The sequence below is a fragment of the Peribacillus frigoritolerans genome (genome assembly GCF_030676415.1).
Classification (GTDB): Bacteria; Bacillota; Bacilli; order Bacillales; family DSM-1321; genus Peribacillus; species Peribacillus frigoritolerans_A.
Window position 1 is genome coordinate 1 of sequence record NZ_JAUUTW010000033.1, and the last position, 23,838, is coordinate 23,838.

The window sequence follows — 23,838 nt, forward strand, 5'->3', positions numbered from 1 at the left end:
GTCCTGAGCCAGGATCAAACTCTCCGAAGAAATGTTTGACTTGCTCATTTTGCTTTTTTGATAGTGTGTGCTCACTTAAAATTTAACGTTGGCGCTTTGTTTTGTTCAGTTTTCAAAGAGCAATTTCTTTCGGAACAGCTTATTTATAATAACATTTTCATTACTGCAAGTCAACAACTTTTTTAAAACTTTTTAAAGTTTGTAATCTGTTTGCAACTCGTTCGTAACGACAGATATAAATATAACACCATTACGTTAACTGCGCAATACCTTTTATAAAGTTTTTTTGAGATAATGTTGTTTTTCTTTCAAACCCTAGAATCCAATCTATTAAAAGACATGAAATTATAATTAAAAAACAAAAACCGAATTGGACCTACCAGGATCAGGAGCTACGCCCAATGATCCCAGCCATCCGAATTCGGCCCTGCAATTAAAACTCATTTTGCTTATATTAGCGATGTCTCATTAAAGGGAATAACAGGACGTCACGTATAGAAGGAGAATTGGTCAATAGCATAACCAAACGGTCAACACCAATTCCCAGTCCGCCAGTAGGCGGCATTCCGTATTCTAACGCCTCCAAGAAATCTTCATCCATTTCATGAGCTTCGTCATTACCTTGCTCTCGTTCTTTTAATTGAGCTTCAAAGCGTTGACGTTGATCAATAGGATCATTAAGTTCCGTGAAGGCATTTGCATGCTCCCTACCTACAATGAATAACTCAAATCGATCTGTGAAACGGGAATCTTCCGGATTTTTCTTTGCTAAAGGAGAGATTTCCACTGGATGTCCATAGATGAATGTAGGTTGAATTAACTTATCTTCCACCTTTTGTTCAAAGAATTCATTTACGATATGGCCGAACTCCATGGATTCCTTAACTTCAATCCCATTATCTTTAGCAAGCTGTTGGGCTTCTTCTTTACTCATTTGAGTCCAGAAGTCCACACCAGTATATTCTTTTACAGCGTCAACCATGTGAAGTCGTTTCCATTCCGGTTTCAACTCTATCTCATACTCCCCATACGGGATGGTAGTCGTACCCAGAACTTCTTGAGCTATATGGGCAATCAGGTTTTCCGTTAAACTCATGATATCTTGGTAATCCGCATAAGCCTCGTATAATTCGATCAATGTGAATTCAGGATTATGTCTTGTTGATACTCCTTCATTTCTGAAAACCCGGCCAATTTCATAAACTTTCTCCAACCCGCCAACGATTAAGCGTTTCAGATGAAGTTCAAGGGCAATCCTTAAATTCAAAGGCATATCCAAGGCATTATGATGAGTAAGGAAAGGACGTGCAGCAGCTCCACCGGCAACAGAATGCAATAGAGGCGTCTCCACTTCAAGGTATCCATGATCGTCCAAATACCGTCTCATGGCTTGTACAATACGACTGCGCATGATCAACGTGTTTTTGCTTTCCTCATTTGTAATTAAATCGACATAACGTTTCCGATAACGCTCTTCAACATCCTTTAGGCCATGAAATTTATCAGGCAACGGGCGAAGCGCTTTAGCAAGGAACACATATTCTTTAGCTTTAATGGAAAGTTCCCCGACTTTCGTTTTGAAAATAACGCCAGTTACCCCTACGATATCGCCAAGATCCGTTTGGTTGAAAATTTGGTAAGAATCTTCACCTATGTTATCCAAACGGACGTAGATTTGGATTTGACCGCTAATATCCTGGATATGGGCAAATCCCGCTTTCCCTTTTCCACGCTTCGTCATGACACGGCCAGCGATCGTAACTTCAATTTCTTTTTCTTCAAGATCTTCCTTTTCTAATTCACCATAAGCACTGATTAGCTCCTGAGTGTTATGTGTGCGCTCGAATCTGCTCCCGAAAGGGTCTTGTCCATTATCCATCATGGCCTGCATTTTATCGCGCCTTACCTGCAGTTGGTCATTCAATTCTTCATGACTCACGAAAATCATCTCCATCTTTATTAATAAAAACCTTATATAATTAATCAGAAACACTTTTGCATACATATTTATTCTTACATAAAGTAAAGGAATTCAACAGCTTTTTATCATAAAACATTGTTTATGTACATATAAAAACTGCCAGGATTACTGGCAGTTTAAGATAAGCGTATTATAGGAAAATAGGAAGGTAATGTCAAACATCAGACCATTTGGATATTTTGTTGCTTCGCTTCGATATCATCCACAAGTCCATAAAGAAGCTTTTCAACATCTTCCCTTGTTTCACATTCATTAATTCCTTTGCGAGCTTGAGCATTCCCTTTAACACCCTTTAAATACCAAGAAGCATGCTTACGCATTTCACGAACAGCTACATTTTCATTTTTCAACGCAATCAGACGATCCATATGAAGCACGCAAACGTCCATCTTTTCACGAACTGAAGGTTCATCCATCAGTTGACCCGTTTCTAGATATTTTACAGTCCGGTAGATCATCCACGGGTTACCTAGGGCTGCACGGCCGATCATGACTCCATCAACACCCGTTTCCTTCAGCATTCTTTCCGCATCCTGTGGAGTTTCCACATCACCGTTACCGATAAGGGGAATATTAATCGACTTCTTCACTTCACGGATGATGTCCCAGTTAGCTTTTCCTTCATACATTTGAACTCGTGTCCTGCCATGCATGGAAACGGCTTTACCGCCTGCGCGTTCAACAGCCTGAGCATTCTGAATCGCAAAAACATGCTCATCATCCCAGCCAATGCGCATTTTCACCGTTACCGGCTTTTCAACAGCATCAACCACCGCTGAAACCATCTCATAAATTTTGTTTGGATCGAGAAGCCACTTCGCACCCGCATCACATTTGGTGATTTTAGGTACAGGGCAGCCCATGTTGATATCAATGATGTCAGCATTTGTATTTTTATCTACAAATTGTGCAGCTTCGACCAATGTTTTCTTTTCTCCTCCAAAGATTTGCAAACTTAACGGTTTTTCTCTTTCATCTATATAAAGCATATTCATCGTTTTAGCATTTTGAATAACGATTCCCTTGTCACTGACCATCTCCGCACAAACAAGACCAGCACCAAATTCCTTGACGGTCAAGCGGAATGCCGAGTTGCAGACTCCCGCCATCGGCGCCAGCACTATGGGATTCTTCATTTCTATATCGCCTATTTTTAACACGTTGGACCTCCTAAAACATTCTTTCATTTATCCTCAGGCGGCTGAAGCTCCTCAATGGAAACATGAAGAATTTCCGCCACTTCCAGTAAAAATGCCTCTGAAGGGGTGCGGTTCCCTCGTTCGACTTCTCCCAGCAACGAAACGGAAACACCTATTTCTCTCGCAAACCCTTCCTGGGTATAACCCTTTAACTTTCGAAAAGCGCGAATACGCCTTCCCCATTTTTCACCTTCCATAATCGAACTCCTTCTTTATCCGAAATCTGTTCAAGCAGGTCGCTCAAAGGTGCAAGCATTTGCGGAAGTGATATATCAGGGTCCACTTCCATTAAAGGCACGATAACAAAAGCCCTCTCGTGCATACGAGGGTGCGGGACTGAAAGAATCTCTGTCTCAATATTTTCATGATTATATAACAAAATGTCAAGGTCTAAAGTACGGGGACCCCACCTAATTTCCCTTTTTCTCCCTAAATCCTGTTCAATTTTCATACAAGCGTGAAGTAATCTTTCGGGTTCTAAATCGGTTTTCACTTTAAGGACAGCATTTAAAAAACAGTCCTGGTCTTCATATCCTATCGGGTCCGTTTCATATAAAGAAGAGCATGTCACCAATTTGATATGCGGATTTTCATACAATAATTGGAAAGCTCTTTGGAATGTTTCAAGGCGATTCCCTAAGTTCGAACCTATTGAAAGGTAAGCAATATTTACCACAATCAGCGTCCCCTTACAATCTCTATAGCAACCGAATCATAGTGACCTGCTATTGGAGGATCTGGTTTATAAACCTTCACGGTGCATGTCTCGATGGAAGAATATTTATCAAGTAGTTCAGAGGCAATTTTTTCAGCTACAGCTTCCACTAACTTAAAAGGTTCTCCCTCAACAACACTTTTACACACTTCATATAACTCGCCATAGTTGATTGAGTCTTCAAGGTTGTCACTTTTCCCTGCCTTGGCTAAATCAGTCTGGACGATTAAATCCACTTTAAACCGCTGACCAAGCTTCGTTTCTTCCGGAAAAACTCCATGATAACCGTAAAACTCCATTTTATTCACATATATCTTATCCATTTCATTCACCTTTTCCTAATAGAGCATCCATCATCTTTGCAGTCCGTGCCATTTCCTTCACATCATGTACACGAACCATTTGACAGCCTTGTTGAATGCCATGGCAGATTGTGGCGGCTGTTCCTTCCATCCGCTCACTAGGCGGCAGGTCCAGAACATGTCCAATCATGGACTTTCTTGATGTGGCTAGCAGTACGGGATAACCTAATGATACCAGCTTATCAAGATTCCTCATCATTTCCAAATTCAACTTTAAATCTTTCGCAAAGCCAATTCCTGGATCGAGAATGATGTTTTCATCCTTGACTCCCGCATCCTTTACCAACTTGATGCTTTCGAATAAATCTTGAAGTACATCCCGGACAAAATGTCCATAACCCATATTATCCCTGTTATGCATCAAAATAATCGGCACCTTATATTCCGCAGCAACCTTTGACATCAAGGAATCGGCTTTCCCCCCCCAAATGTCATTTAATATATGGGCTCCCGCTTTTACCGCCTCTTCCGCTACTCTTGATTTATACGTATCAACCGATATTGGAACCTCGATATTACGGGATATGGCGTCAATAATTGGGGCTACTCTTTCTATTTCCTCTTCATCCGATATTCTCTCATAGTTAGGACGGGTGGACTCTCCGCCTACATCCAATATATCCGCTCCGTCGTTGACCATCCGTTCGGCATGCTTTAAAGCAGCATCTATCCGATTATATTTCCCGCCATCCGAAAAGGAGTCCGGCGTAACATTCAAAATCCCCATAATTAAGGTTTTATTGCTGTAATCCAAATCAAATGAACCGCATTTTATTTTTGACGCTCTAGCTAATGACATCCAACGTTCTCCTTCACCTAAAGAAATCTATATATACGAGTGTACCCATTTACATAGGCATAGTGCAAGCTCCATTAAGATTTGAAACACTTCTGCAGACTTTACTACAAAAAGAAAAGCAAAGCCCCTGAGGAACTTCGCTTCTCATTTTTAGTGTCTGGTCTTACTCAAAGTTATATAATGGTGTACTTAAGTAGCGTTCACCATTACTTGGAATAATAGCAAGTACCTTTTTGCCTTTTCCCAGTTTGTCAGCCACTTTAATGGCAGCCGCTATTGCGCCTCCAGAAGAAATTCCACCGAGGATTCCTTCCTCTTTTGCTGCGCGACGTGCATAATCAAACGATTCCTCTGTATTGACCTGAATGATTTCGTCATAGAGATCTGTATTCAAAATACTTGGAACGAAGCCTGCACCGATTCCTTGGATTTTATGAGGGCCTGGAGTACCACCCGATAATACGGGAGAGTCCGCAGGCTCAACAGCGTAAATTTTAATGTCAGGGTATTTTTCACGCAGGACTTCTCCAGCACCTGTTATGGTTCCGCCAGTACCGATTCCGGCAACGAATGCATCCAGACCTTCATCACCAAAGGCTTCAACGATTTCAGGGCCCGTAGTGTTCCGATGAACTTCAGGGTTGGCTTCATTCTCGAATTGCTGTGGAATGAAATACCCTTTTTCTTTGGACAGCTCAATCGCCTTTGCGATTGCACCCTTCATTCCTTCAGGTCCAGGAGTAAGAACTAATTCTGCGCCATAAGCGCGAAGCAAGTTACGGCGTTCCAAGCTCATCGTCTCCGGCATAACCAGAATTGATTTATAGCCCTTTGCCGCAGCTACCATCGCTAGACCAATTCCAGTATTTCCGCTTGTAGGTTCAATGATCGTATCACCTGGCTTAAGGTTACCACTTTTTTCTGCCGCTTCGATCATCGCAAGGGCGATACGGTCTTTTACACTACTGCCTGGGTTAAAATACTCAAGTTTCAGATAAATATCTGCACTGTTTTCATTTTGAAGCTTGTTTAACTTCACAATAGGTGTTTGTCCAATTAAATCGATTACAGAATTAGCTATACGTGCCATTTTCTCCACTCCTTATCATTTCAATACCGAGTATGTTTATTGGTTTTATTAATCTAAAGTTACCAGTTTTATTAGTTCATTGTCAATGATTATATACTATATTCTAAATTTTCTCACACAACCATCGACCTACTTTTGATCTTTCAATCCATAAAACCATTCTACATCAAATTCGTCCCAGAAAATTTTCCCCGAGACCGGTGCCTGAATCTGTTCAAGAGCTATTTGGCGGTGAATCTTGTCTTTAACTTCTTCGTATTCATACTGCTTGCCCTCTATCCTTTCATGCAGATAGAGAACGGCCCAGCCATCTTCCGTTTGGATTGCATCACTCCACTTTTTTACCTTCAATTGCTCTGCAGCGGTAATGTATTCCTTGGAGACTTGCTCGTTATCCTGTGATATATAACCCATGTCGCCTCCTTGATTGGCAGTGAATTCATCAAGGGACTTTTCCATCGCTAAGACATCAAAGGAGACACCTTTCTCCAGTTCACGTATGACTTGGTCTGCTTGCTTTTTAGTAGACGAGGTAATATGGGAAATATGGAAAGCAGTAGGAATTCTGTAGATATCCTTATTATTATCATAATGATTCCGCATTGCCGTTTCGGAAACCGAGACGTCCTTGGTGAGGAGCTTCTGGAGGAGGAGACTCGACTGAATTTCCTGCCTCAGTTGATCGTTACTTTTATTAAGGTTCTGACCTGCAGTCCCATACATCGTTTTCATCATTTTAAGTTCCCGATCAAGCTCTTCATCCGAAGTTTTCACTTTGTATTTTTCAGCTGCCTGTTTCACTACCTCTTTATCGACCATTTCCTCAAGTACATCTTCCCCATATCTTTTTTCGAGCTCATTAATCCATGCTTCCCGGGAAATATCCTTTGATCCAACCTTAGCGGCCGTTTCTTCCCCAATGACGGATTGTGAAATGATTAGTGGTTTTATGACAAAGATAATGATAGTCAATAGGTTCAACAAGGCAAGGCCAGCGATAATCGCCCGAAGCTTTTGTTTTGGCAAACCCTTATCCCCCGTATATTATTTTTTGGCTTCTGCTTCTAGTCCCTCGAGTTCTTCCTTCGAGAATTGGTAGGTCTGATTACAAAAATGACATTGTGCCTCCGCTTGACCCTCTGTCTCAATGATATCCCGAATCTCAGCTTGCCCTAGGCTTATCAATGCATTCGCAATTCTTTCCCTAGAACATTGACAGGAAAATTGGACATCCATTTTTTCTAGTATATTCACATTGCCCTCACCTAAAATTTCGTTCAGGATTTCTTCAGGAGTCATGCCACTTTGAATCATCTTAGAAACAGGAGTTATCGTGCTTAGTCGTTTTTCAATTTTGGAAATCGTATCTTCGGATGCACCCGGCATTAACTGAATGATAAATCCACCCGCTGCAAGGATCGAGTTATCCGGATTCACCAAGACCCCAACCCCCACAGATGAAGGCACCTGTTCGGAAGTAACAAAGTAATAAGTGAAATCTTCCCCTAATTCTCCAGATACAAGCGGAACTTGCCCTGAAAAGTGATCACGAAGACCAATATCTTTCACAACAGTCAACAATCCATCGGTACCAACCGCTTTCCTTACATCCAGTTTTCCTTGCTCATTCAAATCAAAGTGGGTTTGGGGGTGAGTGACATATCCGCGTACTTCTCCCTTTGCATTGCTGTCAACCAGTATGGAACCGATCGGTCCACCGCCCTCGATTTTAATCGTCAGCTTCTCTTCTCCTTTTAACATTCCGCCCATCATGACACCAGCCGTCATAGCCCGTCCAAGGGCAGCAGAAGCAGTAGGCCATGTATAATGGCGTCGCTGAGCTTCTCCTACGGTGTCTGTGGTTGAAACAGCATATGCCCGAACCTGTCCTTCATAGCCTAACGCCTTTATTAGATAATCCTTCATTCATTTTGCTCCTTCCATGCTGTGTATTACTTCTTCACTTGCTCACGATTTCGTTTATAAATCAACTGCAATCCCTTCAGGGTCAAAAATGGCTCAACAACATCAATCACAGTAGACTCATTAGCAATTAAGGTAGCCAGTCCACCTGTCGCTATTACCGTTGGTTCTAGATTACTTTGCGCTTTAATTCGATTAACGATTCCTTCAACCTGCCCAACATACCCATACAAAATACCAGCCTGCATGGCGGATACCGTATTTTTCCCGATAATCCCTTCTGGTCGGCTGATTTCTATTCTTGGAAGTTTGGCTGCTTTTGAATAAAGTGCTTCAGTAGAAATATTTATACCCGGAGCAATGGCTCCGCCCATGTATTGTTTATCCTCATTTATGTAGCAATATGTCGTTGCCGTGCCAAAATCCACGATAATGAGAGGGCTTCCATATTCCTGAATGCCTGCAACAGCATTAACGATTCGATCCGCTCCCACCTCACGGGGATTTTCATATTTAATATTCAATCCAGTTTTTATTCCAGGTCCAACTATAAGCGGTTTAATTCCAAAGTATTTTTTGCACATGCGTTCAAGCGCAAACATAATTGGCGGAACTACCGAAGAAATAATGATTCCATCAAATTGATCAAACGAAAGACCTTCATGTTGCAGCAAAGACTTTATGACCATTCCATACTCATCTTCTGTCTTGTGACGGTTAGTCTCAATTCGCCAATGATATTTTAAAATATCTTCATCGTATACGCCTAATACAGTATTCGTATTCCCAACATCCAATACAAAAATCATCGTTTCATCACTCCGGTAAATTATTCTCCAACATCATAACACACTGTTATTTGCCACGCTATTAGTCGCACTTTTAGAAAGGTATCCCAGAATCTTTAACATAATCCCAAAAAGGGTTAAGAAAAGGGTATTTCCGAGGCGGAAATACCCTTTTGAATTTAGTCATCTTAAGACTTTTTATTATTGTCATCTTCGTTCGGGAAGGAAAGCGGCTGATCTTGAGGTGCACCTTCTTTGATTGGAGGAGTATTCAATCCTTCCTCCGTTATTTCAAGGTCCTCAGGTCCTCTTTTATCCAAAGGATCTAATAAGGCTTCTTTTTCTTCCTTCTTCGTATTGATGTTCACCTTGACATTCTCATCAGTGGTAAGATTCCCATTCAGAGCCGTATAATCACGATCTGGCAATTTACCATTATGGAATAAACTTTTGATTTGTTCAGCATCAAGTGTTTCCACTTCAAGCAAGGTTCTTGCAACCAAATCAAGTTTTTCACGGTTTTCAGTAAGTATCGTCTTACATCTTTCGTAAGCTTCCTTGATGATACGTTGAATTTCAAGATCGATTTCATATGCTATTGCATCTGAATAGTTTTGATCATTGTTGAAATCGCGGCCTAGGAAGACCTGGCCTTGAGAATTACCGAATTGAAGAGGCCCAAGCTTACTCATTCCATATTCCATGACCATGCTCCGAGCTATGCCCGTTGCACGCTGGAAGTCGTTATGCGCACCGGTACTCACTTCTCCGAATGTAACTTCTTCGGATACGCGGCCACCCAATAGTCCTACGATTTTATCTTTAAGCTCAGGTTCCGTCATGAAGAAACGATCTTCTTTCGGCAGCATAACTGCATAACCGCCAGCTTGACCACGAGGGACAATCGTAACTTTATGAACGATTTCGGCATCATCCAGAACCAATCCAATAATGGTATGGCCTGCTTCATGCCACGCTACAATATTTCTTTCCTTTTTGGAAATGACACGGTTTTTCTTGGCAGGTCCAGCGATAACGCGATCCGAAGCTTCATCCAAATCGGACATGTCGATTTTCTTCTTATCTTGACGGGCAGCTACAAGCGCCGCTTCATTCAGTAAGTTTTCAAGATCTGCACCAGAAAATCCTGGTGTACGCTGAGCGATCGCTTTCAAATCGACTGTTTCTGCTAATGGTTTATTGCGTGCATGCACTTTCAGGACTTCTTCACGGCCCTTAACATCAGGGCGGCCTACCGTTATTTGACGGTCAAAACGTCCTGGACGCAATAATGCCGGATCCAATACGTCAGCACGGTTAGTCGCAGCGATGATTATGATTCCTTCATTACCACCGAAACCATCCATTTCCACCAGTAGTTGGTTCAATGTCTGTTCACGTTCATCGTGACCGCCACCAAGACCTGCGCCACGTTGACGTCCGACTGCATCAATTTCATCGATAAAGATGATACATGGTGCATTCTTCTTAGCATTTTCAAACAAATCACGAACACGGGATGCACCGACACCCACAAACATTTCAACAAAATCAGAACCACTGATTGAGAAGAAAGGAGTTCCGGCTTCACCAGCTACTGCTCGTGCAAGTAAAGTTTTACCTGTACCAGGAGGCCCAACTAAAAGTACCCCTTTAGGAATACGGGCTCCAAGTTCGGCATATTTGCGAGGATCTTTCAAGAATTCAACAACCTCGACAAGTTCCTGCTTTTCTTCGTCCGCTCCGGCAACATCATTGAAGCGTACTTTTTTCTTATCATCATTATACAATTTCGCCTTACTTTTCCCGAAGTTCATGACACGGCCACCACCGCCGCCCTGAGCTTGGTTAAGTAAAAAGAAGAAGAGGATAAAAATGATTACAAATGGAATTATGGAAGTGAAAAATGTCACCCAGCCACTTGTTTTTTCTGGAGGTTCAACAGTGATGATGTCCTTATCCAATTTGGTAACGGCATCATTGATTCGACTTTGCGAATATTCACTGAAAGGCACGTACGTCACAAAGAATTTGTTTTCCTCGTAACCTTTGAGCTTTCCTGTGATTTCAAATACACTGCTTTCGGGCTGCATCGTCAGTGCTGTAACGTCCCCATTCTCCAAATGCTTATAGAATTCATCTTGGGTCATTTTCTCCGTTGGTTCATTGTTATTATTAAAAATGCTTACAATCCCAATGATGACCAAAAAGATCAGTAAATAAAATATGGTATTACGGAAGATCCGATTCATCCCTTACCTCCTCCCACGGGTAAACAAACTATAGTAAATACTATCATACAAAATTAATGAATTACAATAATTTAACACCGCTGTTTTTATCTGGTCTTCTCTTTCAAACAGGTACGATTAATTCGAGTAAATTTCAGGCTTCAATATGCCAATATACGGGAGATTACGATACTTTTCCGCAAAATCAAGACCATATCCGACAACAAATGCATCCGGAACGATGAACCCGGCATAGTCCGGAGTGATATCCGCTTTCCTGCCTGTTGGTTTATCCAATAAGGTAACGATTTTAATTGATTTTGCTTTTCGATAACGGAAAAGTTCCGCAAGATAGCTAAGAGTCAAACCGCTGTCGATAATATCTTCGATGATTAAAATATCCCGGCCTTCAACTGATGTATCAAGATCCTTGATGATTTTCACTTCACCGGAAGATACAGTGGAGTTACCATAGCTTGAAACATCCATAAAGTCCATTTCAAGATGTGTATCCACACGTTTCAGTAAATCTGACATAAATGGCATGGCGCCTTTCAGCACTCCGATAGCCAACGGGAACTTACCTTGGTAATCAGCTTCAAGCTGCGCACCCAATTCCCTGATTTTTTTTTGAAGTTCTTCCTCTGTTATTAAAACCTTTTCAATGTCGTTTTGCATGGTCATTGTAATTAATTGCCCCCCATGAAGAATTAAGCTTTTTTATATTCTAAGTAGATTAAAGATTTTTCATCAGAAATTATATCCGGCTCAACATTCGATTTCTTTAAACCAGGTAGCCAAATGGCCGTTCCCGTTTGATCGATGATGACCGGCCACACATTTCTTTCTAGCATCGGGATCTTTTCATTAATAAAAATATCCTTTAACTTTTTAGTTCCACCTAATCCCTTGACGGCCATCCGTTCGCCTTCATTCCTGGTTCGGACTGTAAGAGGAAGCTGAACAGCTGATTCGGGAAGAATAAAAGAATGATTTCCTCTAAGTACCGGAATTTCTTCTTTTATATAGTGCGCTTTAATCTTATATCCATTCGGAAGAATAGTCTCACCGGGAATTTGTAATTTAAGGGAATATTTTTGGCTTTTTTGCCGGAAAAATCTAAAAGTGCAAGTTTGATATGATTTTTCCGCAATAAGGCCCTCCGGAAGATGCAATTCTGCAGATGGTTGAGGATTCAAAAACAAAACTAAAAGTTGGTCAATATGTAATGCCGAAAGCGATGAAGGTCTCTCCAAATAAAGATAGTTTAATATTAGTTGAATCGCCCTTCTTTGTAAAGGTTTAGGCATCGCGAGAACCTTATCAATCTGAATAACCGCTTGATCTTTATCCCGTTGGATCCAAACCTCCGACATTTTGCTTGAAACCAGGTTCAAAAAAAACTCTTCATCTTCATAAAGCTCTTCACTGAATCGCTGAAAATGCTCATGCACCTTTCTATTTTCTTTCTTTAAAAAGGGAAGAACTTCATGTCTAAAACGATTTCTTGCATAGACACCCGTTTCATTGCTAGGGTCAAACCTTGGCTCAATATTATGAAGGGCCGCATATTCGATTATTTGGCTTTTCGTGATTTCAAGAAAAGGCCTGATCAGATTCCCGGTATGAAAACGTCTCTTTAAAGGGATACCTGCTCTTGCTTTACCTGTCGCCCCTCTTGTTAGACGCATGAGCATCGTTTCGATTTGATCATCTCCATGATGCCCCAGGACAAGAGTGGAGGCTTGATGCTTATCCATCATTTCTTCATAGAAAGCGAAACGCAACTTTCTTGACGTTATTTGCGAACTTTCCCCCGTCTGCTCCATCCGGGCAGGAACATCGATCCGTTTTCCCTCAAATGTAATGCCCCACCGTTCACATATATGCTCGACATATTTATAATCCTCATAGGATTCTTCACCACGAAACATATGGTCAACACTTGCAACGATCATCCCGTATTGAAAAAGGGGTTGAATTTCCTTAAGGATATGGAGAAGAACCAATGAGTCCGGTCCCCCGGAAACGCCTATTAGCAAATTCGAGTTTTCCTTAATCAATTCGTTTCTATAAATGGTGCTCAGAACTTTTTCCTTTAACATACAATCTTCTTCCTTCTTTATGGACAGGCATTAGTTTTATACGAATCAACCATGAAATGGTTTCAACTATTCCATGGCATTCTCCTAATAACTATATCATAACAACTGTTCATATATGTAAAGAACATAGAGCATCGATATGATGGCAACCAGCAAAAAAGTTTCAAAAAAACCGCCACTTTTCTTTTTTGAAAGGTTTTGGGACCTTCTTGCTTGTCTCGTTGCCGGTTGCATTGTTTGTGGCTGACCCGTCGCTGCCTGAGTCGGGCCCTTTTTCTTCGAGTGGTTTTGCTTACTTAGCACCATGACCAAATCCTCCCGCATTTGGAGGGCTGAATCATACTGCCCGTGGAGTGCTTTATCCAACATCTTTCTATATGGGTGCAATTCCTTTTTCTGCTTAATCAAGTCGTTAAGCTGTCTATACCCCTCCCCTTTCTTATGGAAACGTCCAGGATAGGCAGAATTGATTATAATCATCGCCACAGCGAACAAGTCATATTGCGGATCGGCCTTTCTTGATCCAAGCCCCCAGTAACCCCTGTCAAAGAACTCGGTGAATTCTTTAACAGATCGCCCAATTAAGGTGGTGCCGCCAACATCCACGCACCGTACCTTATAGGCTGGTGAAGTCACGATCAAATTCTCAGGTTTTAAATCCCCGAACACCCAGCCATTGGCATGCAAGGCAGACAAGCTGGTTAAAAGCTGAAGCATTAATACTCCAATCCACGATGACCCTTTCTTATCGATGAAACGCAAAAAATCGTGTCCGTGGATATATTCCATGACATAAAAAGGGAGCTGCTTTCCAGTTTTCATGAAATCATCCGCTTCCAAAAAGGAAGGTCCAAGGGTAGACCCCTGGACCTTTGAAAAGGATTTTAGGATATTCATCTCCGAAATAATGGACGTCCCATTATCACTGAGCTTTAAAGCATAATGACGATTTCCGCTTTCAACCAAATAGACGATTCCGTTCGCTCCACACCCCAATTCCTTAATTATTTTGTACTGGTTTTTATTCCATTTTCCAGTGACCAAACTGCCAGGCAGGAGTTTACATTGATTCCTCAAAGTATTGTTCATCATCATGTGATAACAATCCCCTCAATGAACGTTTTTTATTGAAATATGTTAAAGCTTCACGAATGGCTGGACCTGTCGGAGTGAGTCCCCCTGTACTAAGCTTAGGAAAAGTTGCCGTCAAGGCTTCAAGGTTCGGGGTCCAATCCAGCAACTTTTCAACATCATTTCTTTTCCCAGGAAATACGAATACGGAAAAACGGCTGTCACCCATTCTTGCATTCATGCTAAGGGAAAGATCTAATAAGGAATCTTTCACTGTAGGCAGTTTATGTTTCATGCTTGCACTGGTATCAACAAGAATCAGCACTTCGAGCTTGCTTGTTTCCCCAAGCTCATCGACCACCTCCATCACTTCTCCTCGTTTATCCGGCGGAAGATCCTCCATCGTTTTTGAATCTCCAAGTATTTGTTGAAGTTCACGATTGATAACTCCCTGTATAGTTTGAGTCATTGCCTTTTGGGTCACCATTTGGACGGTTTGGGACAACTGCTGCGCATAGACTATTTGACTTACGCCACCTCCTGAACCAGCAATCTTCTCGATTTCCTTAAGTCCCTTTTCATCTATCACATCATTTTCCATGACACCTATGACATTGATGGTTATGCCTTGCTCCCTTGCTAATTCAGCCATGGCAGACGGCTCCTCACCATGATTTGAACATCCGTCGGTTATAAGCAAAATCTGTCTTAATGTTCCTGCTTTCATGTTTTGCTCTCCCTTCCTATCAATTTGTTACCATAATTGACTAAAAAAGGGGAAATTATACGCCGATGACATTGCATCAAGTCACATCATGGAGTGGAGTGATTGAAAAGAGTTCATCTTTTTACCTTTTATCCGTCTTCCCTTTCACCACCTCATTTTTGGTTTTATTTATTATATATATAAACGGCCCCTACTGGGCCTTTTTGCGTTTTGGAGAAACGGGAATGGATGCCCATTTCGGTGTGTTATGCTTAATTTTCGATGTTACCACTGTCATGTCATCATCTATGATCCCTTTTGTTCGGATGACCTCTTCCAATATTAAATCAGAGATTTCCTGCGGATCGTCCGTTTCCATTTCCTTGATTTTTCGTTTAAGCCAGAACTCGATATTTTCCACATGTGAGGGGCCATCGAACACTCCATCACTCATCATGATTAATATGTCCCCTGCCTTCAGCTCTTCTGATACAACATCAACATCGAAATCCTGGATGATTCCCATAGGGAGGTTACTTGATTCAATTTTTATTATCCTATCTCCCCTTTTAATGAAACTCGGTATCGAACAGATTTTTAAAAACTTAGCCCTTGCGTCCTGAAGATCAATCATTGCCAAATCAAGAGTCGAAAATATTTCATCGGTAGTGCGTAGAGATAATACGGAGTTTACGGATTTAATGGCTATTTTTTCTTCTATTCCCGATTGTAAAAATTTTTGAAGCAGCTTCAATGTCTCTGTACTTTCAAAATGGGCCCTTTCCCCATTTCCCATTCCATCACTAATGGCTATTGCGAATTTGCCGCAGCCAATTTCCATGGTCGTATGACTATCTCCTGATACAAGCCCTCCCCCCTTGGCAGCATGAGCAACACCCGTTTCGACCGTGAATTTTTTTGCTGACCTAAATATCACCTCACATTGCCCGTTTGGATACGTTGCACACTCTTCTGAATGAACGACTATCGTTTCCCCTAAAATGTCAGAAAGCATAGGTGCAATCAACTTTTCACATTCCCCTCTGCCCTGGCAGTATGGGACACTCATCTCTATATCAACATTCCCTTGTTCTAGACTGTATATTTCAACATGACCTATGTGCAGTCCAAAATCCTGGATGGCTTCCAAAATGGATTCTTCATGTACATGATGATTCTTCCTTTCCCTTTGAATTTCTTTCGCAAAATCATCCATTACTGCCGAAACGCCCCGCAGTTGATCCGCCACTAGTTTCCGACTTTCCTTCACCTGCCTTTTTAATTTTTGGTTAGCTTCAAAATAAGTAAGCTCCTGTGATATCGCCCCAATTACCTGAGGCCCGCGGCTACAATATTTCTCCCATTCTTTCGAAGTTTTTTGGGGGAGCTGACCATTATTTTCACTTAATTGAAGCATAATTTCCTGCATGCCGTCATAGGTTGTATTAAAGTTCTTGGACCAGCATTGTTCCTTTTTAAAACAAAGCTGGCACGTCTTTTCCGTTACATTACTTAAGAAGTAGTCGAATTCTTTCTCATCTTCCTCCATTCTACCCCTTTCATCCACTTGGGAAAAGCTATTAGAGAGCGCCTCAAATACATGTGAGAATTGCTCCACCCTTTGAGCGGTGACATCCCTCACTTTTCGGGCATACTGCTGCTGTTCATCAGAATTCTCGACTGTTCCCGGTATATGTTTCGCTATTTTGTTGATTATGGATGACGGAGTCAATATAAATAGGGCCACAGCTATAAGTGATTCATAAAGGGTCACCATAATATTATTGGTGCCCTCACCATATAAACCTATCAGTAATGTAGCAATCAAGAGGCCTGCGGCAACCCCTATCTTCCTTCCCTCCTTCAACAAACCGCCCAGAAGCCCTGAAAATGCGAGAAGGCTCATTTGATAAAGACTTGCAATACTTGCCAAGCTGAATATCAATCCAGTAACTACACCTACAGTGGAGCCTATGGCGGCCCCTCCCGCCAGCCCGAAGAGGAGGACCAGGTATCGCGAGAATATATGGTCGAGTGATAAATCGTATATCATCCAGCCGATGGTTCCGGTCATCACCGAAGCCAGCAAGATGATGATGCTGACGATTTCCTCCGTCTTTAATGATTGGGACTTTTTCCGAATGGTCAGCAGCGGGATGGACTGTATGAAGATTAAGGTTAAAATCATTGCAAGTCCCGCCTCTACTCCTATCATCATTAAGTCGTACAGCTGAATCGTTCGAAATACCAGATATTGCTCGGCCAGGTTGACCAGGAATAGTGAAGCAAAGACGTACATCGACATCGTCTTGAATTGTCCTTCCACGGCGGGCTTCTTGATCTTATGAAATAACAGGAGCAGGAACGCCGATGTAAAGATGACTAAACTATTCGAATAGTGAACGGTCAGCCCACCTGCAATCAATCCGAATAAAGCCAGTGGCGCCCTGTCACGTCTCATGAGAAAAACAGCTGCGAAAAACGGAAGTCCAAATGGTGCAAGCTGCGAAAGAATTAATGCCCGTCCTAATAAAAAACCGATAATTGCTAAAGAGATACCCTTTTTTATGAATATGTCTTCCGTCTTCATTTGCAGTTGTTGGATCCAATTGATGGCCCCTGCCTTCGCTTCTTTTAACTGAACATCTCCAAGAGGTTCCATCATAGGTCTTTCTGCTTTTTCCATTTCAACACCCCATTCGTATTAGTGATTTTTATTATATAGAGGGCTTGTCTATTTTTTTGTCAGAATTTTATAAGCGGATAAGAAAAACGTTCGACGAAATTCTTCTCGAACAATCATTTGTATACAGGTTTTTGTGCCTTTTTTTTCAATACAGAAACAGGCGTTCTTTTTTTTATGAAGAAAAGCAAAGTTTTTAGGTTATTTTTGCGGAAAATAACACGAATAAATAATCAGGAACTGGAAACCGACAAACTTTATTTTTTTTGTTGACATTTTTTCTTTACGAATGTAAGATATAACTTGTGCTTCAGTAGCACTTACCATTATGGCGGCGTAGCTCAGCTGGCTAGAGCGTACGGTTCATACCCGTGAGGTCGGGGGTTCGATCCCCTCTGCCGCTATCTTTTATCATGAAATTCACGGCCCGTTGGTCAAGCGGTTAAGACACCGCCCTTTCACGGCGGTAACACGGGTTCGAATCCCGTACGGGTCATCAAATACCAAAAGCGCCTCTGCTCACTTATCTCAGTAAGTGTACAGAGGCGCTTTTTTCATGTCGTTGGTGATAATTAAAAGAAGACAAGCCAGCAAGCTTGCCTTTATCTACACTATGAATAATTTCACAGGAAAAGTTGCTAAACTATTATTTTCAGCAGCAGTTTTATCCGCGTCTTCCTCCTCGACCTCCCCGTTTCGTTTCGGTGCTACGTTTAAGGGTCGTTAAGCGGTCTTCGCTATCTTTTAAGAATTTAGCCATTTTTTGCTCAAAGTTTTCCTTGGGTTGGAAACTATTACCTTTCGAGCGGAAGTCTTTGGAACGGCTGTCATTCCCTCTTCCTTGGCCTTGGCGCGGACGTGGTGTGTATGCAGGTTTTTGCTCAGCTTCAGGACGGTCTATCGCTTTTTTTATGGACAAGCCAATCTTGCCATCTTTAACATTGATGACTTTCACATCAACTGTATCGCCCACTTTTAAATGATCATTGATATCCTTGACATAGTTATCAGCCACTTCACTGATATGGACAAGACCGGTTGAACCTTGAGGTAGCTCTACAAATGCACCAAAATTAGTTATGCCTGTTACTTTACCTTGTAACTTGCTGCCTACTTCGATTGACATAAAAAAAATGTTCCTCCTTAGAAATGTTAAAAAATCTCTTCATACTATATTATAACGAAAGTAAAAAAACAGTGTCAATATTAGTCACTATCTTCCTTCCCTTTTGGAAGGGTAAAAATGATTTCGCCTTTTTCAGATAAGAAATAATCCCGTCTGGCTATTTTCGCTATATAGTCGTCGTCATTAAGCTTTACGATTTCTTCTTTAAGTAGGGTCTCGTCTTTTTTCAATTCAGCTAACTTTCCCTTCAATTCTTCCTTCTGTTGTACTTTCTCATCCAGTGCAACATTTTGCGTTATGAGGGTGGAAACGGCAAAAATCAAAAAGACAGCGGCGAAAACTGAGTAAAGAGTTAATCTACGCATTAGACCACGCTTCTTTTTTTCTACGGTTTGTACTTTTTTCTCTTGTTGAGCGACGTAGGGATTTTCTATTTTTGCCACTTTCCTTTTACGCAGGCTACTCATTTTTTATCGCTCCTCATTTCTTTTTATTTCTCCATCCATTTAGCGTTCTAAATATAGAATTCTTTATTTTCAATAAAATCCCTTTTCCTTTATTATAAAACTTCCCGACGTTTTTCGTAACAAAAACCGGCAATAAATTCCATATATAAGTCAGAATCCATTTTAATGGCCTCCAGAATATATTCAAAATAAAGAGAAGTATTTTCCCCGCCCATTTTAATAATGCAAAAACGAACTTACCTATCCCGATGATGATCGCTAATACAGATAATATTACCCATTTTATCGGTAGAAATATCAGCATGCGAACCGAATCCGCTATAAATCTCGCCAACTTTATCACAAGTATTATCAAAAACTCTAAAAAACGTAGATAGAAACCTTTGAAAAGTGCTTGATAAGCTGAAAAACCGCATAATAAGGCCAAAAATAAATAGAGGCGAAACTCTCCCTCATTCACTAAAAACAAAACATAAAAAATAAGGAGACCCTGAATGATCCAGAAAAGGAAGTCATGGATGAATACAATCCATCTTTTCCTTTCTGAACGATTCAGGAACCGGCTATACGTATCCAGGGCAGCTCCAAAGCCACTGCCCATGCCTATCATCGCAAGCAACGTATAAAATTGGATCGTTAAGGTCATTTGAACAATTTGCCAAAGAAGCCTTTAGCTTTCTCCCCTGATTGCTCATCTAAATAAACAAGGTCGAAAATCTTTCCCTTAATGGAAACGATGCCTTTATCAACGTCCAAATTCTTCATTTGCAAGTTTTGGCCCCGGATAGATAAGAATCCCATTGACGTTTCGAGCAGAAACTCTTCATTATCAAAACTTTCCACTTGTTTGACACCGGTAATATCAAGTAAACGGCGGCCTTTCATCGTTACATCATGCTCTTGGATCGTTCCCTTTGTGTAACCAGCATTCGGATCAATATATTGGCTCATTTTTTCATCCCTCACAGTACCACTGATTTTGTACAAGTGTATGTCCGTAAGAGTGGAATTAGAACCAAGCCTGTCCTTACTCCTCCGCTAGCTTTTCTTCCTTTACGATTGTATACATATCTGCAGCGGCTTCTTTTTTCGTCGTTTCTTGAATTTTATCGACACGTACCGTAACCAGCTTTTGACCGAATCTTACTGTCAACTCGTCGCCATCTTTCACATTCGAACTTGCTTTGGCCTGTTGTCCGTTAATCGTGATTCTCCCTTTATCCGCAACCTCCTTCGCAAGTGTGCGGCGCTTGATCAACCTTGAAACTTTTAGGAATTTATCCAATCTCATCGACATTCAAATCTCTCCCTTAATTAAAGTCCTTTAGCTTTTGCTTCATCCCAATATGAATCCAGTTCTTCCAATGTATAATCCTCAAACTTTTTGTCTGCCCTTTGAATGCACTCTTCTATATATGTAAAACGCTGGTGGAATTTCTGGTTTGCTTTGTAGACGGCTTCTTCCGCTTGTATGTCATAATAACGTGAAATGTTGACAAGCGCAAAAAAGAGGTCGCCCAGCTCTGATTTTATTCTTTCGACATCCCTGTTCGGGCTTAATATTTCCTCTTCCAATTCCTGCACTTCTTCCCTGACCTTTTTCCAGGCTTCGGAAACCTCATCCCAATCAAATCCGACCTTTGCAGCCCTTTTTTGATACTCTTCGGCCCGAAGTAAGTTTGGCAGCGATTTCTCAATCCCATCCAGTATGGATTGCGGAGCTTTTGTTTCGCTCCCTTTTTCATCTTCTTTGATTTTCTGCCAGTTCACTAATACGTCTTCCTCGCCGTTCACTTCAACATCTCCGAATACATGAGGGTGGCGTCGAATCATTTTCGCCGTAATGCCTTCAATCACATCATCGATCGTGAACATGCCCTCATCTTCACCGATTTGTGAATGAAGCATCACCTGAAGCAAGACATCCCCAAGTTCACCAACCATGCCCTCATCATCCTCTTCATCGATGGAATCAATCAGCTCGTACGCCTCTTCTATTAGATATTTCTTCAAGCTTTCATGAGTTTGTTTCTTATCCCAAGGACATCCGTCAGGACCTCTAAGTTCTGCGATAACCTGCCGTAGCTTAGAAAACTCCCTATATCGTAAAGCTTCTTCTCTAACAGGCGGGACATAAACACTCGTCAAGTTACTTAACTCCATCTGACGGTCGAGTTCGAAGAGAGCGCATTTTGTCACTTTTTCCTGACTGCTGCCTGCCGCTGTAACGATATATACCTCGTAGTCATCCGGTAGCTTTTCCATTAAAGTCAGCTTCACACTGGATGCACTGAATGCGTCATACACCTGTCCGATTATCATATGCTGGGTAATATGCAAATCATCTGGTGAAAGATCTGTTCCATCCAATAGCTGAAACCCTTCAATCGGATCGATTCTAACAGCCTGAAACAAGGGATCAAGGAAACTTTGCCCGCCTTCCAGCTTAATGGCTATTCCAAGAGCCGGACCCTTTTCGAGCAAAAGCTGTACCGTTTTTTCCGCAACCATAGGATGCCCCGGAACGGCGTATAGAACGGAACGGTTTGATGCCTCTTGTAATAATGTTCCGGCAATTTCTTCATATACAGCTTCAAATTGGTCGTGCTTTTCATATATCCCGTCAAACGCGAAGAAATTTATTCCTTCCCCTTTCAAATCCCCGATTACCGGATGATCAATCGTTCTGACGAAACATTGTTCTGTTTGGATCAATTTTTTATAAATCCCTAGTGGAAGCTGATCTAAATCCCCTGCACCAAGGCCTATTATCGTAATCTCATTCATGATTTCGTATACTCCTATTCGTTATTATAAATCGTTTTAGCTTTGAACCCGCAGGTATAAGTGAAAGTTCTTCTTCACCAAATAAGCCGGCACGAATGGCGGTCATCACAAAGACGGCTGCACCAATCCCTACACCGATCAAAGCTTGGATCGTAGCTAACAACCGGCTCTCGCCTGAAAACATCAATTCGAATAAGCCATTGAATAAAACAACCGCCGTACCCATGTAAACCGTACTCTTCAAGATTATTAACACGTGCTTCTTTTCAATTAATGTCTTCTTAATATGTACTCTCAATACCACATAAAATAATACAGTCATGATCATAAACGCAAGCACTGTTGCCGAGGCTGCCCCCGCGATATTGTAATGGGGCACTAGAACAAGGTTCAAAGCCCACTTGCTGCCCACACCCACAATCGTAATGATCACCGGCACGAACGAATAGCCTAAACTTTGAATCACTGCCGCTTCTGCCATTATGAGGGATGTGAATAAAATCGATAAAGAGAAAATTGCTAAAGTAATCGTCCCTTTGGCATCCGTGAACAGCATATGATTGACAGGCTTCATCGTCACCACCAGCCCAATAGCAGCAGCGAGTCCTATCGTCGCACTTACACGAAGCGCCAATTTGATCTTATTCAATAATTCATGTTCACTTTTCCTCTGAACGAATCCGGATATTACAGGTACTAGCGCCAATGCAAAAGAATTAGCCACGACTGTACCTAGCTGAAGCAACGGCTGTCCTCGATCATATACCCCTTTCCATTCTTTGGCTTCCCTTTCCCCCATCCCGGTTTCCCTTAGTAGGGAATACAGGTGCAGTGAATCGACAAACTGAAACAAGATAAGGATCAAGCCAGTTATGCAAAAGGCGAATCCTTGGAAAATCAGGACTTTGGAAATTTTGATGAAATTTACCGGTTTGATTCTCATTCGTAAAAAAAGCTTCCATTCTTCTCTTAAAATAACGAAAGCAATAAGCAGTACCAGGCCAGTTATGCCGCCTGTTATCGAACCGAGGACCGCCCCCTTGCCGACCACATAATCAGAGTAGCCCTGATACACGAATATTGTGGAAAGAACCAGAATCGTCAACACACGGATGCATTGTTCAGCGACCTGCGAACTGGCCGTCGGTAACATGTCGTTTATTCCTTGAAAATAGCCTCTTAAAACAGATGAAATCGGCATTAATAAATAGGAATAGGCAACGATTCTCAGCAGACCGGCTAAATGCGGATCCTTCATCCATCCTGCAATCCAATCAGCGCCAAGGAATAGTGCAGCAAACATCATGACTCCTATCGAACTTAAGACGACGAATGATGTCACTAAAATGTCCTTCACTGCAAAGGTATTTTTGGAAGATTCCCGTTCTGCAATAAGTTTGGATATGACTACCGGAAAGCCGAGTGTTGATAATGTAAAAGCAACACCGTAGAAGGGATAAACCTGTTGATAGATATAAAACCCGATGTCACCCGCAATGTTCTGATATGGTATGCGATAGGCCGCACTCAATACTTTTACGATAATCGCTGCTGCGCTCAAGATCAGCGCACCTCGAAAAAGTTCATTTGATGTTTTATAAGGCTTTTCAGCCATTCTTTTTCCCCTTTTCACTCATATGTGGTAGTTATTATAGCATAATTCAAATGGTTATTTTTCAATTCCAGCCACACTGTTAATTATTTTCCATATTTACCACAAAGAATATTTTCCCCTCTTTATGCCTGCCCCCATCCGGTTAACCTTTTAGAAAGTGCAAAAAGGACAGCGCGATTGCTGCCCTTTC

The 23,838-nt window shown here is 41.6% G+C and carries 23 protein-coding genes and 2 tRNA genes; 2 read left to right on the forward strand and 23 right to left on the reverse strand.

From position 1 onward, the window contains the following. Positions 1–454: 454 nt before the first annotated feature. The 16 genes from lysS to spoIIE form a co-directional block, all read right to left on the reverse strand. Entirely contained in the window at positions 455–1,954 is a 1,500-nt protein-coding gene (gene lysS / locus Q8G36_RS23180; RefSeq protein WP_305162188.1) for a lysine--tRNA ligase, read from the reverse strand. Positions 1,955–2,142: 188 nt separating this feature from the next. Next, a complete protein-coding gene (dusB, locus tag Q8G36_RS23185; protein WP_305162187.1) occupies positions 2,143–3,141 on the reverse strand; it encodes a tRNA dihydrouridine synthase DusB in 999 nt (332 codons plus the stop codon). Positions 3,142–3,164: 23 nt separating this feature from the next. Beyond that, positions 3,165–3,377, reverse strand: a complete 213-nt coding sequence (locus Q8G36_RS23190; RefSeq protein WP_251436630.1) for a helix-turn-helix domain-containing protein — start codon at positions 3,375–3,377, stop codon at positions 3,165–3,167. Then, positions 3,329–3,856, reverse strand: a complete 528-nt coding sequence (gene folK, locus Q8G36_RS23195) for a 2-amino-4-hydroxy-6-hydroxymethyldihydropteridine diphosphokinase (RefSeq protein WP_305162186.1) — start codon at positions 3,854–3,856, stop codon at positions 3,329–3,331. Before folK ends, Q8G36_RS23190 begins: the two co-directional genes overlap by 49 nt. Before the next feature lie 2 nt (positions 3,857–3,858). Then, positions 3,859–4,218, reverse strand: a complete 360-nt coding sequence (gene folB / locus Q8G36_RS23200; RefSeq protein ID WP_251436634.1) for a dihydroneopterin aldolase — start codon at positions 4,216–4,218, stop codon at positions 3,859–3,861. Position 4,219: 1 nt separating this feature from the next. Further along, entirely contained in the window at positions 4,220–5,056 is an 837-nt protein-coding gene (gene folP, locus Q8G36_RS23205) for a dihydropteroate synthase (RefSeq protein WP_305162185.1), read from the reverse strand. A 163-nt stretch (positions 5,057–5,219) separates the two neighbouring features. Then, a complete protein-coding gene (gene cysK, locus Q8G36_RS23210; protein WP_305162184.1) occupies positions 5,220–6,146 on the reverse strand; it encodes a cysteine synthase A in 927 nt (308 codons plus the stop codon). A 129-nt stretch (positions 6,147–6,275) separates the two neighbouring features. Then, on the reverse strand, positions 6,276–7,172 hold the full coding sequence (locus tag Q8G36_RS23215; RefSeq protein ID WP_305162183.1) for a peptidylprolyl isomerase: 897 nt from the start codon (positions 7,170–7,172) through the stop codon (positions 6,276–6,278). A gap of 18 nt (positions 7,173–7,190) precedes the next feature. After that, complete coding sequence (gene hslO / locus Q8G36_RS23220) at positions 7,191–8,072, reverse strand: Hsp33 family molecular chaperone HslO (protein WP_305162182.1); 882 nt, start codon at positions 8,070–8,072, stop codon at positions 7,191–7,193. A gap of 26 nt (positions 8,073–8,098) precedes the next feature. After that, entirely contained in the window at positions 8,099–8,878 is a 780-nt protein-coding gene (locus tag Q8G36_RS23225) for a type III pantothenate kinase (RefSeq protein ID WP_063235928.1), read from the reverse strand. Positions 8,879–9,045: 167 nt separating this feature from the next. Beyond that, complete coding sequence (gene ftsH / locus Q8G36_RS23230; RefSeq protein ID WP_305162181.1) at positions 9,046–11,109, reverse strand: ATP-dependent zinc metalloprotease FtsH; 2,064 nt, start codon at positions 11,107–11,109, stop codon at positions 9,046–9,048. A gap of 117 nt (positions 11,110–11,226) precedes the next feature. After that, the gene (hpt, locus tag Q8G36_RS23235) at positions 11,227–11,766 is read right to left on the reverse strand and encodes a hypoxanthine phosphoribosyltransferase (protein WP_137018539.1); all 540 of its coding nucleotides are present in this window, start codon (positions 11,764–11,766) and stop codon (positions 11,227–11,229) included. Between the two features lie 32 nt (positions 11,767–11,798). Next, entirely contained in the window at positions 11,799–13,193 is a 1,395-nt protein-coding gene (gene tilS, locus Q8G36_RS23240) for a tRNA lysidine(34) synthetase TilS (RefSeq protein WP_305162180.1), read from the reverse strand. Between the two features lie 96 nt (positions 13,194–13,289). Next, positions 13,290–14,288 (reverse strand): protein kinase domain-containing protein, encoded by a 999-nt coding sequence (locus tag Q8G36_RS23245; RefSeq protein ID WP_336622987.1) that lies wholly within the window; start codon positions 14,286–14,288, stop codon positions 13,290–13,292. Further along, positions 14,254–14,991: a VWA domain-containing protein gene (locus Q8G36_RS23250; RefSeq protein WP_063235926.1), complete on the reverse strand. Its 738-nt coding sequence runs from the start codon at positions 14,989–14,991 to the stop codon at positions 14,254–14,256. The genes Q8G36_RS23245 and Q8G36_RS23250 overlap by 35 nt, the downstream gene beginning before the upstream one ends. Before the next feature lie 190 nt (positions 14,992–15,181). Then, entirely contained in the window at positions 15,182–17,656 is a 2,475-nt protein-coding gene (gene spoIIE / locus Q8G36_RS23255) for a stage II sporulation protein E (RefSeq protein WP_305162179.1), read from the reverse strand. 327 nt (positions 17,657–17,983) lie between these two features. Here spoIIE and Q8G36_RS23260 point away from each other — a divergent pair. Both Q8G36_RS23260 and Q8G36_RS23265 read left to right on the forward strand, forming a co-directional pair. Continuing rightward, positions 17,984–18,057: transfer RNA gene (locus tag Q8G36_RS23260), tRNA-Met, on the forward strand. 20 nt (positions 18,058–18,077) lie between these two features. Beyond that, a tRNA-Glu gene (locus Q8G36_RS23265) sits at positions 18,078–18,149 on the forward strand. A gap of 168 nt (positions 18,150–18,317) precedes the next feature. Here the strand turns inward: Q8G36_RS23265 and Q8G36_RS23270 are convergent. The 7 genes from Q8G36_RS23270 to Q8G36_RS23300 form a co-directional block, all read right to left on the reverse strand. Further along, entirely contained in the window at positions 18,318–18,779 is a 462-nt protein-coding gene (locus Q8G36_RS23270) for a S1 domain-containing RNA-binding protein (RefSeq protein ID WP_305162178.1), read from the reverse strand. Between the two features lie 80 nt (positions 18,780–18,859). Further along, positions 18,860–19,246: an FtsB family cell division protein gene (locus Q8G36_RS23275; RefSeq protein ID WP_101225919.1), complete on the reverse strand. Its 387-nt coding sequence runs from the start codon at positions 19,244–19,246 to the stop codon at positions 18,860–18,862. A gap of 13 nt (positions 19,247–19,259) precedes the next feature. Then, entirely contained in the window at positions 19,260–19,892 is a 633-nt protein-coding gene (gene yabQ / locus Q8G36_RS23280; protein ID WP_305162177.1) for a spore cortex biosynthesis protein YabQ, read from the reverse strand. Continuing rightward, on the reverse strand, positions 19,889–20,197 hold the full coding sequence (yabP, locus tag Q8G36_RS23285; protein WP_053348985.1) for a sporulation protein YabP: 309 nt from the start codon (positions 20,195–20,197) through the stop codon (positions 19,889–19,891). Before yabP ends, yabQ begins: the two co-directional genes overlap by 4 nt. A gap of 76 nt (positions 20,198–20,273) precedes the next feature. Then, positions 20,274–20,537, reverse strand: a complete 264-nt coding sequence (locus tag Q8G36_RS23290; protein ID WP_034316386.1) for an RNA-binding S4 domain-containing protein — start codon at positions 20,535–20,537, stop codon at positions 20,274–20,276. A 23-nt stretch (positions 20,538–20,560) separates the two neighbouring features. Beyond that, positions 20,561–22,033, reverse strand: coding sequence for a nucleoside triphosphate pyrophosphohydrolase (gene mazG, locus Q8G36_RS23295; protein WP_305162176.1), 1,473 nt, complete (start codon positions 22,031–22,033; stop codon positions 20,561–20,563). Further along, positions 22,026–23,648, reverse strand: coding sequence for a putative polysaccharide biosynthesis protein (locus Q8G36_RS23300; protein ID WP_305162175.1), 1,623 nt, complete (start codon positions 23,646–23,648; stop codon positions 22,026–22,028). The genes mazG and Q8G36_RS23300 overlap by 8 nt, the downstream gene beginning before the upstream one ends. Positions 23,649–23,838 lie beyond the last annotated feature (190 nt).